Origin of the sequence: Xenorhabdus entomophaga, from assembly GCF_037996725.1 — a bacterium.
In the GTDB taxonomy this organism is placed as follows: Bacteria; Pseudomonadota; Gammaproteobacteria; order Enterobacterales; family Enterobacteriaceae; genus Xenorhabdus; species Xenorhabdus khoisanae.
In genome coordinates, this window is record NZ_JBBMXH010000013.1 from 58,796 (window position 1) to 71,819 (window position 13,024).

The 13,024-nt window shown below is 45.1% G+C and carries 12 protein-coding genes and 2 pseudogenes; 3 read left to right on the forward strand and 11 right to left on the reverse strand.

The features are described 5' to 3' along the window. Nucleotides 1-104: 104 nt before the first annotated feature. Together AAC854_RS04530 and rarD are read left to right on the forward strand one after the other, a co-directional pair. On the forward strand, nucleotides 105-869 hold the full coding sequence (locus AAC854_RS04530; protein ID WP_340616063.1) for a hypothetical protein: 765 nt from the start codon (nucleotides 105-107) through the stop codon (nucleotides 867-869). 361 nt (nucleotides 870-1,230) lie between these two features. Next, nucleotides 1,231-2,121 carry an EamA family transporter RarD gene (gene rarD, locus AAC854_RS04535; RefSeq protein WP_340616064.1) on the forward strand — a complete coding sequence of 297 codons (891 nt, stop codon included), beginning with the start codon at nucleotides 1,231-1,233 and terminating at the stop codon, nucleotides 2,119-2,121. A gap of 10 nt (nucleotides 2,122-2,131) precedes the next feature. Here rarD and AAC854_RS04540 read toward each other — a convergent pair whose 3' ends face one another. From AAC854_RS04540 to lptM, 9 genes and pseudogenes are all read right to left on the reverse strand, one after another. Beyond that, entirely contained in the window at nucleotides 2,132-2,275 is a 144-nt protein-coding gene (locus AAC854_RS04540) for a hypothetical protein (RefSeq protein ID WP_340616065.1), read from the reverse strand. Further along, nucleotides 2,265-2,363, reverse strand: a pseudogene (locus tag AAC854_RS04545) (type II toxin-antitoxin system RelE/ParE family toxin); the annotation flags it as partial. The gene AAC854_RS04540 and the pseudogene AAC854_RS04545, both read right to left, overlap by 11 nt. A gap of 145 nt (nucleotides 2,364-2,508) precedes the next feature. Beyond that, complete coding sequence (gene corA, locus AAC854_RS04550) at nucleotides 2,509-3,459, reverse strand: magnesium/cobalt transporter CorA (RefSeq protein ID WP_340616066.1); 951 nt, start codon at nucleotides 3,457-3,459, stop codon at nucleotides 2,509-2,511. Nucleotides 3,460-3,672: 213 nt separating this feature from the next. After that, nucleotides 3,673-5,838, reverse strand: coding sequence for a DNA helicase II (uvrD, locus tag AAC854_RS04555; protein WP_479715122.1), 2,166 nt, complete (start codon nucleotides 5,836-5,838; stop codon nucleotides 3,673-3,675). A 65-nt stretch (nucleotides 5,839-5,903) separates the two neighbouring features. Continuing rightward, on the reverse strand, nucleotides 5,904-6,620 hold the full coding sequence (yigB, locus tag AAC854_RS04560) for a 5-amino-6-(5-phospho-D-ribitylamino)uracil phosphatase YigB (RefSeq protein WP_340616068.1): 717 nt from the start codon (nucleotides 6,618-6,620) through the stop codon (nucleotides 5,904-5,906). Continuing rightward, the gene (gene xerC, locus AAC854_RS04565) at nucleotides 6,620-7,534 is read right to left on the reverse strand and encodes a tyrosine recombinase XerC (RefSeq protein ID WP_340616069.1); all 915 of its coding nucleotides are present in this window, start codon (nucleotides 7,532-7,534) and stop codon (nucleotides 6,620-6,622) included. The genes yigB and xerC overlap by 1 nt, the downstream gene beginning before the upstream one ends. After that, nucleotides 7,531-8,235 (reverse strand): DUF484 domain-containing protein, encoded by a 705-nt coding sequence (locus AAC854_RS04570; RefSeq protein ID WP_340616070.1) that lies wholly within the window; start codon nucleotides 8,233-8,235, stop codon nucleotides 7,531-7,533. The genes xerC and AAC854_RS04570 overlap by 4 nt, the downstream gene beginning before the upstream one ends. Nucleotides 8,236-8,283: 48 nt before the next feature. After that, on the reverse strand, nucleotides 8,284-9,108 hold the full coding sequence (dapF, locus tag AAC854_RS04575; RefSeq protein ID WP_340616071.1) for a diaminopimelate epimerase: 825 nt from the start codon (nucleotides 9,106-9,108) through the stop codon (nucleotides 8,284-8,286). A 31-nt stretch (nucleotides 9,109-9,139) separates the two neighbouring features. Further along, entirely contained in the window at nucleotides 9,140-9,331 is a 192-nt protein-coding gene (lptM, locus tag AAC854_RS04580; protein WP_422824046.1) for an LPS translocon maturation chaperone LptM, read from the reverse strand. Between the two features lie 75 nt (nucleotides 9,332-9,406). Here lptM and cyaY point away from each other — a divergent pair, with 75 nt between their 5' ends. Further along, nucleotides 9,407-9,727 (forward strand): iron donor protein CyaY, encoded by a 321-nt coding sequence (cyaY, locus tag AAC854_RS04585; protein ID WP_099112730.1) that lies wholly within the window; start codon nucleotides 9,407-9,409, stop codon nucleotides 9,725-9,727. Nucleotides 9,728-9,808: 81 nt separating this feature from the next. Here cyaY and AAC854_RS04590 read toward each other — a convergent pair whose 3' ends face one another. Then, entirely contained in the window at nucleotides 9,809-12,406 is a 2,598-nt protein-coding gene (locus AAC854_RS04590; protein WP_340616072.1) for a class I adenylate cyclase, read from the reverse strand. A 525-nt stretch (nucleotides 12,407-12,931) separates the two neighbouring features. After that, nucleotides 12,932-13,024 (reverse strand): annotated as a pseudogene (locus tag AAC854_RS24205) (IS982 family transposase); the annotation flags it as partial.

Sequence of the window (13,024 nt, forward strand, 5' to 3'; positions counted from 1 at the left end):
ATCTTAACAACTATCCATTCAGGCAATACCAAAAAATCGCAACAAGCTGCTTTACAAAGTTATTTATTGAAACGCCAATCAATAAACCAACCAGAGAATAAGCTATGAACCCAATAACCAAAGCAGAACAAGAAATCCTCGCAGGAACCCCCGTCTCTGCCGTTGTCTATATCTGGTATCCCTGTCACAAATTTTTCGCGGGACATGCCTCTATTTATATCGGTGGAGTACCTAAATGTCCTTGGCTGGATGATTTTCCCTACAGCACAACACCTGCAAACCCCATGTTTGCAAACCCAATACCTGAAAATAATGAAAGGCAGCCAACATCACCAAACGAGAGAAGAGGTGCCGTTTCCCCTACTCCCTATTCCGTAACAGAAAGAGATTGGCCTTCAACCTCCTCAAACAATCCACGGCGTCCGACAGATGATAATTATGTCAGTTTTCTTGCTGATCCAAATATACCGCGAGGAATTTTATCATGTGCAGGTGTCTTTAATAATCTTCGGGAGGATTTTGTCGTCTTGCCGCATTTGGAATATTATCTGGTTGGATTAGATGCTGTAAAAATGCAACACGAAAAGAGTAAAATCTATAATGGAAAAATGTATGGCAATTTCCAAATGAGCCATAGTTATAACCCCATTAATAAAAATTGCTCAACCATGGTTGCCAAAATATTAAAAGCAGGTGGAGTAGAAGATTTATTAGGCTCTGGCTATTCCATGAGCCAATGTCGGACACCTAAAGATATTGCACAGTGGTGTAATAAGCTAAGAGATCATGATATGGCGGTAAAAGTAAGAGGACTGGATTGTCCAGATAAGCTGAAAATACCATTCAGGACGTTATTGGGTTTTAGATAAATATATTTATCACCTCGCCAATATTGATCCCTGATCTGCTCTCTTTGGCTCCCTGCATAACTATCCATCAGGGAAATAAGCTGATTTCATGCTGACCATCATTCATTTACAAGATATTATTCAATGTTATCACACGTAGTTATTTTAGAAAAAAAGAGAAGTTCAAGGCACCAAAAAAGATTATTTCACTGCAAGATTCCGATCAATTTAGCATTATACGCTGATAAAATAGACGATTGAATTTTATTAGTTCATTAGGCCATTAATACCTTGTAAATCATTCATCCCGATGCCACATTGTATAGGTTATGGGCTAATACCCTTACATCTCTTCTTAATTCTCTAAACATTCAAGGATATTATGAGCAACCAACAGACTGCCAAAGGTATCTTGTATGCCTTAGGAGCCTATTTTATTTGGGGGCTGGCTCCCATTTACTTCAAGAGCATACAATACGTTCCCCCCGATGAAATCGTATCGCACCGTGTTATATGGTCTGTATTTTTTATGGTGCTGATGCTGACAGTCACTCGTCACTGGCGTCATGTCTGGGCGATTGTCCGTAAACCAAAGACCTTGCTGCTATTGGGTTTTACCGCCTTCACGATTACCAGTAACTGGCTGACTTATATCTGGGCGGTCAACAATAACCATCTTCTTGAAGCAAGTCTGGGGTATTTCATTAGCCCTCTGGTGAGTGTGTTATTTGGTATGTTGTTCCTTGGTGAACGTTTTCGCCGGATGCAGTGGATTGCCGTGGCTTTGGCCTTTACAGGCGTATTCATCCAGATAGTGCAATTTGGCTCTGTACCCGTGATTGGCTTGTACTTAGCAACAACATTTGCCGTCTATGGGCTGATCCGCAAGAAACTAGGGGTGGATGCACAGACGGGTATGTTGGTTGAGACGGTTTGGGTATTCCCTGTCGCGCTGAGTTACCTGTTGTTCTTCACCAATAGCCCGACCAGCAATATGTTAGAGAATACATACTCCTTGAACCTGATGCTGATTGCTGCCGGTATTATTACGACTGTGCCACTGTTGTTCTTCACCGCAGCGGCTGCACATCTGCGTTTGTCCACGCTGGGTTTCTTCCAGTATCTTGGCCCAACCATGATGTTCTTGCTGGCAACGCTGGTTTATGGTGAGGAAATTGGGCCGGATCGTTTGATCACTTTTGGCTTTATCTGGGCTGCCCTGATTCTGTTTACGCTGGATGCGCTTTATACGCAACGTCGTTTGCGTAAGTAAATCGATATTATTACTGAACTGACCCAAAACTGTCTTGGTAAATAGGGTCAGTTCTTTCTTCTTTTTTCTTCTCAGCCAAATACGCTGATAAAACATCAGGATCTTGAAGCAGTGTCGCTTTAACGTCAGAGTATGGAATACCTTTAACTTTCATCAAGTAACTCCTTCAGCCGTTTTAATGCCAGTTCAATTTCTGAGGTTGGTGTTTTTGCACTTTTTTTGATAAAGGTACGAAGAATATAATACAGATACCATCCTAATAGATTTCGAATCGCAGTATAGCGAGAGACAGTCCCCAGAAACATAGCTGACTATGTAACTGGGGCCAGTAAAATCAGCCAATAAAACAGCTAATTAGAAGATAAAGATAGGTAACAAGGGGAATGACTACAGCCAGTTTTTTCGCTTAAAGTAAAGATAAGGTGCCAGCCCAGCGGCAATCATCAGCCCAATGGCCGCAGGATAGCCGAATGCCCAATTCAGCTCCGGCATAAATTTGAAGTTCATTCCATAGCTGGAAGCCACCAGCGTTGGCGGCAGGAATACCACAGAAACAACGGAGAAAATTTTAATAATCCGGCTCTGTTCAATGTTGATAAAGCCCATCGCGGCCTGCATCAAGAAGTTAACTTTCTGAAACAGTGATTCGTTGTGCGGCAACAGGGATTCAATATCCCGCAGAATTTCACGAGCCTGCTCCAATTGATTAGCAGGCAAACGGGCACGGCGCACAAGGAAGTTCAGGGCGCGCTGGCTATCCATCAGACACAGGCGAACTTTCCAGCCAATGTCTTCCTGCTCTGCAAGGTTAGACAGAGCCGAATCAAATTCATCCCCCTGTTTGCCTTCCATAATGACCCGGCTCAGGGATTCCAGCACGCTGTAGATATTTTCAATGACATCCGCCAATTGTTCGATTTTGGTTTCGAACAAGTCCATCAGCAGTTCATAGGCATTCCCGTCAACCATTGTCTGGTTACGGGCACGCATTCGGTACAATCGAAATGCAGGGAGTTCACGCTCTCGCAATGTGTAGAGACGACCGTCACGGATAGTAAATGCGACTGTCGAGTTGCCGGCATGGTCTTCGGCGTCTTCGAAATAGAAGAATGAGTGGACGTGCATGCCATCTTCATCTTCAAAAAAACGGGCCGACGCTTCAATGTCATCCAGTTCTGTGCGGGTCGCCAAGACTTGTCCCAGCTCATTCTGGACGCGGAGACGATCATCATCACCTAATCCCACTAAATCTACCCACATGGAATCAGATAACTGATCACCTTCTTCAAGTTCAAGACGGAGCAGGCGATTGTTCTCTAATTTAAATGCGTTCAGCATGTACCATAAGTCTCCTTATTCTCCCTACGTTTATCGTAAGGCGCGAATGTTACGCTTATACCCGTCGTATTTCAAACTGCCTCTTTGTTGACTACGTTCGCTCACCCCGGTCATATAGTTATCTATGTTTTCGGGGATTCACTCTCTTGTCGCCGCGACGCAACTTGAAATCCATAGGGTATAGAAGAAAAAGCCTGTCAACATTCGACCGGATTATTGGCCCGTTTCGAGTCTGGCATAAGCAGCTACCAGCCACTTAATGCCTTCACCCTGAAACGCGATTTGCAAGCGGCAATGTTCCCCACTGCCTTCTATATTAATAATTGTCCCTTCACCAAATTTGGGATGGCGTACGCGTTGACCCAGTGCATAACCACTATCGCTGGCACTGATAGGCGTACCCAGCCGTTTGTGACTGACCGGACAGGATACCGTAGCTCGCAAACGAACTTCTGTTACACATTCTGTCGGCAATTCACCAATAAAACGAGATGGACGATGATACACTTCTTTACCATATAAGCGGCGACTTTCAGCATAGGTCAACGTCAGTTTTTGCATCGCCCTTGTAACACCCACATAGGCCAAACGACGCTCTTCTTCCAATCGTCCGCCTTCTTCAATGGACATCTGGCTCGGGAACATGCCCTCTTCCATGCCCACAATAAAGACTTGCGGAAATTCCAGCCCCTTAGCCGAGTGCAAGGTCATCAATTGCACAGCATCCTGATAAGCGTCTGCCTGACTTTCCCCAGATTCAAGTGCCGCATGAGAAAGGAAGGCTTGCAATGGCAGTAGATCTTCGTCTTCATCCTGATAACTGAATTGACGGGTTGCCGTCACCAATTCTTCAAGGTTTTCAATACGTGCCTGCGCTTTTTCGCCTTTTTCTTGCTGATACATCGCCCACAAACCAGAATCGCGGATAATACGATCAGTTTGGACATGCAGCGGCATTTCCTGTGTTTCTGTTTCCAGCGCTTCAATTAATTCGATGAAACGCTGCAATGCTGATGCAGCCCGCCCTGCCAGCACTTTTTCCTGAATGAGTGACAGGCTGCTTTCCCATAAAGTTTTTTGCTGATCGCGCGCCACTTGACGCACAACATCAAGCGTTCTGTCACCAATGCCGCGTGTCGGTGTGTTCACCACACGTTCAAAAGCCGAGTCATCATGACGGTTTGCCACCAAGCGCAAGTAAGATAAGGCATCTTTGATTTCCTGACGTTCGAAGAAGCGCTGGCCACCATAAATGCGGTAGGGCATGGAAGCTTGTAACAAGGCTTCTTCCAGCACTCGAGATTGGGCGTTACTGCGATACAGAATCGCACACTCTTTCAATGCCCCGCCATTATCCAACCAATGCTTGATCCGACCAACAACATAACGAGATTCATCCAGTTCATTGAAGGCACAATACAATGAAATAGGCTCGCCTTCGCTCCCTTCTGTCCACAAGTTTTTGCCCAAACGATCGCTGTTATGCGCGATCAACGCATTGGCGGCCTTGAGAATATTGCTGGTCGAGCGGTAATTCTGTTCCATACGAATAGTTTCCGCGCCCGGAAAGTCTTTGAGGAAACGCTGGATATTTTCCACCTGCGCACCACGCCAGCCGTAAATGGACTGGTCGTCGTCCCCGACAATCATTACCTTGCCGCTATTGCCGGCCAGTAAGTGAATCCAAGCGTATTGAATACTGTTGGTATCCTGAAATTCGTCTACCAGAATATTAGTAAAACGTTCCCGGTAATGTTGCAGAATCTGCGGCTTATTCAGCCACAATTCATGAGCACGCAACAACAACTCAGCAAAATCGACCAATCCGGCGCGATCACACGCTTCCTGATAGGCTTGGTAGATTTTCAGCCAGGTTGCTTCCACCGGATTGCCGTAGCTTTCGATATGTTGCGGACGCAAGCCTTCATCTTTTTTACCATTGATGTACCACATGCCCTGACGAGCCGGCCATTGTTTGTCATCCAGATTCATTGCCTTGGTGATACGCTTGATTAAGCGATGCTGATCTTCGCTATCAAGGATCTGAAAATCCTGTGGCAGGTTGGCATCAAGATGATGGGCTCGCAGCAAGCGGTGGGCAAGGCCATGGAATGTACCGATCCACATTCCCCCCTGACTGGTGCCAATCAGGTTTTCAATTCTATGGCGCATCTCAGCAGCGGCTTTATTGGTAAATGTGACCGCCATAATGGAAAACGGTGAAGCATTTTCAACTGACAGTAACCAGGCGATCCGGTGAACCAATACGCGCGTTTTACCGCTACCAGCCCCTGCCAGCACCAGCATATTAGTACGAGATGCCGCGACCGCTTCGCGTTGTTTATCATTCAGGCTTTCGAGCAGATAAGAAACGTCCATAATTACCATCAGTTATTTGCAATGACTCAGTATCACTGTTTTTTTATACAGATTACAATCTGAAATTATATCAGTGCTATCAAAGAAGCCAAATCAGAAATCTCAACATGTGGAACCAAGCGCCCTTCGGGTTCCTGCATCAGATCTTTATTCTCAATGTTAATCCAACACGCCTGCATTCCACTGTACAGCGCCCCTTCGACATCTGTATTTAAGTTATCCCCCACATGCAGGATCTGATTTATCGGCAGATTCAACCGCTCAGCCGCCAGCCGGTACATATCCGGATAAGGCTTGGAACGCCCGTCCAGTCCGGCTTTCAGCACAAATTCGAAATAAGGGGCAAGCCCACATGCCTCAGGTTCAGCATTCCCATTGGTGATCGCAACCAGCGGGATTTTTTCCGCCAACGCGGACAAAGTTTTATGGGTCGATTCCGGAACGGTGATTTTGTTACGCCAGTACCTAAAGCAAGACATAATCTCATCCGTGCCACGTATTGCTTCCTCATGGTTAAAACCGAGATGGTTAAACATCAGCTCAGCGGATTGCCGACGCCATGATGTAACGTCATGATAGATTTCAGGCTCTTGCTCAAGGACAGCCTGACGATATAAATACAGATCTTCACGCTCAAAGTAGCGAAATTTGGCATCGTACTGCCTGATAAAACACAACACTTCTTTTTCGGTTTTATCGATCACAGGATAGTTATCGTAAAGAGTATCGTCCAGATCGAATGTCATCGCAGCAAACGGTGCGAGAGGCCGATAAAAACGCATTATGATTTCCCTCGTTTAGCTCTGGGGTGGGCGACATCATAGACTTTGGTCAAATGCTGGAAATCCAGATGCGTATAGATCTGAGTCGTTGACAGGTTGGCATGACCCAGCAATTCCTGTACAGCGCGCAGATCACCACTGGATTCCAAAATATGCGTAGCAAAAGAGTGACGCAATTTATGGGGGTTGATATGGCTGTTTACACCTTGCCGGATACCCCATTGTTCAAATCGTTTTTGTACGTTACGGGCAGAGATCCGTTTTCCACTCTTGGTGGAAATAAACAGCGCATTATCTTCTGGCTCAAACAGCTCCCGCATTTCCAGCCAACGCTGAAGCCATTCCAGCGCCATACGGCCAAACGGCACTTTACGCTCTTTGCTGCCTTTGCCGTGTACCCAGACTTCGCCACCTTCCAGATCCAAATGGCGACAATCAAGGCCAACCAACTCAGACAGACGCAGGCCTGCGCCATACATCACTTCCAGCATGGTTCTGTCACGCACTGACAGAGGATCATTCAAATTGATATTGAGTAGTTGATTAACTTCATCCACATCCATGTTTTTCGGTAAGTGCCGTTTTTTACGGGGCGCACTGACACTTTTAGCAGGATTAGCGTCCAGCTTTCCCTGTGTCACCATCCAGTCAAGAAAACTGCGTAAGGAAGAAAGACGCAGGGCGAGGCTGGCTGACTGCAATCCTGCCCGGCGACTGCGAGAAGCAAACATTCTGACTTTTGCCGGATCAAGCGCCTGCCACTCACGGACTCCTATCTCCAGTGACATTTCCGCCAGAACGGCCAAATGGCGTCGATAGTTAGTTATCGTGATCGGGCTTAAGCGCCGTTCAACCCTCAAATAGTGTAAAAAGGCTTCTACAGGCTCCAACAGCAGATCGATAGGCTGGTTCATGCGCGTTCAATCCAGCGGGATAATAGCCCCGGCAGCAGTTTCGCCAAATGGCCGAGAAGGTCAGTTCCCATATCTTCATGATAATGCCGTTTATCATGGCTATTGAAAATCACCATACCCAAATCCCCTTGTGACCCTAAAAGGGAAATCGCCACAGAACCAACATGACGCGCTTGTGGCATCAGTAATAAAATTTCCGGGCCATGTAAAATGCCAAGGTAATGATTTGTATCACCAAATCGCTTTATGCGGACAGGTTCAAAAGAATGGCGGGATATCGCCAGCTCCGGTGAGTTCAGTGGTGCCCCAAGATGCCATTTATCACTGAACAACCGAATATAGCTGTTACTTAATCCAAGTGTTTTTGTCCATGAGCTCAGACGGGAAAGAAAATCCTGCAAACTTTTGGCACCAGAGAGATCTGACAGTAATTGCAGCAGGCTGCCAAATAGCACTTCATTTTGTTTTGCCTGCTCCATCAAATGGATCAAATCATCTTCCAGATAACGGATGCGCTTCCTCTGGCGGTTCATATGCCACTCCATCAAAGAAACGCACTCCCGCACCGGATGGGGGACTCTTATATTATCGACCAGATTGGCATTGCGGATAAAAAAATCCGGATTATTCAGCAAATAATCCACTACCGCTTGATCATTCAGCCTGTCTTCAATACGCAATGGTTCGTCTTTTTCACCCATTTCCCAATGCCCCATATTCCAAGAATGACTCAATAAACACTGAATCAATCACAAATGAATCGTGCCGTCATAAACGTGGGTTGCAGGCCCGGTCATAAAGAGAGGTTTGCCCGGCCCATCCCAACGAATCTGCAAAGAGCCGCCCGGAAGATCAACCTGAACCTGCTTATCCAGAAGATCTTGCTGGATACCTACCGCCACGGCTGCACATGCGCCGCTGCCACACGCCTGTGTTTCGCCCGCTCCCCGCTCAAAGACCCGCAGCCGAATACGGCCCCGATTCATAATCTGCATAAAACCGACATTCACCCGCTCAGGAAAGCGCTCGTGATTTTCCAACACAGCCCCCAGCACTTCCACGTCAGCCGTGTCTACATCTTCAACCTGTATGACACAGTGAGGATTCCCCATCGACACTACACCACACAGTACCGTGCGTTCGATCGCCCGGATAATATAGGTTTTCTCCGCTTTATTGGCCCGAAAGGGAACGCGTTGCGGCTCAAAGTCAGGTTCTCCCATATTGACACAGACCTGATCATCATTTGTGATGCTCAATACCATCCGACCTGCTCGCGTACTGACTTTAATATCACGTTTATTCGTCAGTCCCTTCAAACGAACAAAACGGGCAAAGCAGCGCGCCCCATTACCACACTGAGAAACCTCGCTGCCATCTGAATTAAAAATACGATAGTGGAAGTCTAAGTCAGGATCATAAGGAGCTTCAACAATCAGAAGCTGATCAAAACCTATCCCGGTATTCCGATCAGACAGACGGCAAATTAATTCTGGAGAAAAATAAACATTTTGGGTCACTGCATCAACGACCATAAAATCATTGCCGAGACCGTGCATTTTGGAGAACTGCATATACGACTCCAGGAAAAATCACATTACCGACTCACTGTCTTTGAGCATCCGCTGGTGTACTGTCTGACGTGCTTTCTGGCTGTACTTTATCCACTTTCTTCACAGGAGCCTGTGTTGCAGATGCCTCCGCAGGCGGAAAATAAAGAGGGCCTTTCAAACCGCAACCAGCCAGAGAGAGTAGTGTTATGATAGTCAATGACCAACGGAGTTGTTTTTTCATCATATTAATGCCTGTGATTCATGCGCCAATACTCTCTATAATCGCAGCTAGGCCCTGAAAAGCAAATAGGAAATAAACATGAACGATAGCGAATTTCATCAATTAGCCGATCAATTGATGCTTCATCTTGAAGAACAACTGGATAATTACGATGGGGATGCAGACATTGACTGTGAAACAAATGGCGGTGTGATGACGTTAAGTTTTGAAAACGACAGCAAAATCATCATTAACCGTCAGGAACCTTTCCATCAAATTTGGCTGGCAACCAAAAATGGAGGGTATCATTTTGATTATCGTGATAATCAATGGATTTGTGATCGCAGTGGTAACGATTTTATCTCCATGCTGGCACAAGCCATTACAGAGCAGAGCGGTGAAGCATTTCAATTTTCGTAACCGCCTTTTACAAGCGCCTAAAAAAACAGGCGCTTAATGTTCCGGTTTTACTGGCGACTACTTGAAATCTATCGGGATATATCAACAGTGATACAAAGAGCGATAGGTCTCATGGGCACCACAGGATTCCTCAAGGCGGCTATCATAGGGTCTTGTATCGTTGGTTTCTATATTATCCAGCGGGAACGTCCCATCCACAAAAGGTGCCACATGAGTACGTTCGCCTTTCTTAACGATTTGATAGAACTGCGGCAGGTTGAAATTGATAAAACTGGAACCATAAGTAAAGCGATCGTGCGATGACGAATAAAAACGACTGATATCACGTACCAACTCTTCTTTACTTCCTTCACAATGCGAATAGATTTCTACCCGATTTGATTCGTCGAGGATATAGATATTAAATCCTTGCTTCTTCTCAATATCTTCGAAAAAAAACTGGATAATGCCTTCACAGGCAAACCCATCGATCACAGGCGGTAAATGTTTTTCCTTGGTATCAATTTTGACTGGCAGACCATGCAGTTTGGTATTGGAAATTGCACCATAGAATTCCACCGCATTTTCCAGTTTTTGAACCGAAACGTTTAACCGTTCAAAGAAAAGACCCCAAGTTTGGCCTGAAATACGTAACGCCTTAAAGCGGTTAGGATCCTGACGATTACTGGAAAGACGCAATTCTATACATTCTGAAACCAGTTGCTGGATACGGGTACAGATAAGCCCGCCCAGATGTTTGCTATAGCAGAAGACCTCAACGTCAGAGGGTGGTGCGGCATCCTGATGCATTTTACCTAATATGGTCTTTAATGCTTCCAGTACTGATTGTTCACCACTGAAATGCAGGGTTCTCACTTCATTCCATGAGTTGCGGTAAAGTAAATCAATACTGCCCACCAAACATTGCTGCAACTCACCAAAGCTGAAAACATTCAGTTTCCTCAGATCAAAATGAACAAACTGGTTGGAAAATGCCACTGTCGGATCTTCCTCCAAGTTGACAATGATCGCTAAATGGCGAATTTCACAAGGGCTGTACAACGCTTTTGGCGTAGGCGCCGGCAGGCGGATCGGAAAATGTGTGGCAATATCATTGACCAAATCACACAACTTATTTCTGTCGCACTGTGATTTCCCGTGATGAACATGAATCCGGGTTTCTTTGGTCAGTAATCCATTAAAATATGTCCAGGAAACTAACTTATTCAAATAGCGGTTATATTCCAGCGGTTGATGCCCAATGATCGATTCTATCGTGGGAGCACAGTTGTAAAGATACCAACCACTGCGATTGACACGCCCCGGCGGAACATAAATGAAAGTCAGATCCTGTTCTGACAAATCTGGCGATATCTGAGGATTCACCAGCGTCACTTTACCCGGTAATGCTTCAAAAGCCGCATACAATTTACGGGTCAATACCCCGATATCCTGCGGGCTGGCACTCACACTTAAATTGTTACGGCGGGCAAAACGAATCAGGTTGCGATAACTCTGCATCATGGTATCGAGCAATTCATTATGTGCCTCACGCACCTGCTCAATCTTCCACGAGTTGCGATTATCCAGCATGGCAAGTTTGTTGTCATCCCAATCCCATTCATGCACCAACTGGGTTATGACCTGACGACGCCATCCTGTACAGCCTTTATCATCAAGGCCTTCCAGTGACTTTTCACATACCTTCAGGTAGAAACAACGACGCGCCAAATCCAGGCGCGTGAGGTCATTTGTGGCAATCAGATAGCGGGTTACACGTTCCAACATCATGCTATAAGCATCAAGGCCAAAGGAAACAATTGCACCATCATGGAAGTACTGTTTCATTTCCATAGCCAGTAGTTTTCCATTGGGGTATTCCCATGAATAAGCTTCCAGCAACAGGCTTTTCAATACCGCCTTATAAGGAGAATCCACACTTTTATAAAGCTGCCAAAGACTCGCTCCAAAATATTCTTCCGCAGACAGTTCACCCAAACCGCCCAAATCCAGCCATTCATTTGGCGTTAGAACGCCTTGTGCATAGAGGGAAAGCACATATTCGTCGTAATGTGCTTCCTCTTCCACAGGAACCATCGCCCATAGCAAGCGCTTACCGGCCATACAAACCGCAGTGCGATAAAATTCATCAAGCAGAAGAATATGTTGGGTAGAGCCGCAATCCTCACCGCCCAGACTGCCGCTGGCATGATGCCGAAAACGGTTTTCATCAATCAGAAAGAAGGTAACCTCAATTCCCAGTGTCACTGCCCACTGTTCTATCAAGGTACATTTTTGCTCCAGTAACGCTTTCTCATCACTATCCAGCCAGGATTGATGACAAACCCAGACATCCACGTCCGAGGAACAACTTTGGCCTATAGAGGAAGTACTGCCCATTGAGTAAATTCCCGTAATCGGCAATTCACCATTGGAGGTATGCGACAAAGCACCAGCAAGCTGGTTTTCCAGATCATTAATCCAAAACTGCTGTGATTCATCAGGCGTAAAAAAGCAAACGCCATGAGGAACGCTGCTTTTGATATAACCTGGCATCATTGGATGATGATAATGTAATAATACTGGAATTAAACTATAAACTTGCTTAAAAGCGTCACTCATTGAGCTAGTTGCGCGCTCTAGTCTAAGTTGGTTAATTGCATCCAGTCGCTGTTTCAGTGTTTCAATATAGAGATACAAGAGTTTCGCCTGATATCAGTTCCAGTGCCTAAAGTAGTCCCCTGTTTCCGATAACGCGTGGTGTTACAAGATTATTTAAAAATTATTTTTACAAACTTATTGTCGGAAACGTGATCAATTTAACACCTTGCAGTCGAAGCGTAAAGTATGCACTACCACTCTTTCGCCTCACCTGCAATAGCCGAATAGCAATTAACTCTTTGTAAAATATTAATTTAATCACAAAACAGATACAAAAATATGTTTTTTCAAATAAGTATTATAGTTGATTATTTTTCATATAAAGGATGTAATGTATTGTAAAGCATCAGGCTTCCAGAGTTATATTCCCCTGATAATATTTTTTAATTGTTAATAACCTCTCGTCGTTTTTTACTAGTCAACTCATCTTAAAATGTTAATTTGCTTTTAAATCAATCTTTTTGTTTATTCCCTCCATTTAAATAAAACATTATTTTAATATTTAAAATTATTTTTATCTTATAAACTGTATATCCATATACTATTTTAACGCGATGCTCGACTTTAACATCCTATGACGTTGGCTTGTTGAAGCCAGTCGCGTTGACTTTTACCTTGTTTAAAATTGGCAAAAATGCCCAACGTATGAGAAAGCAG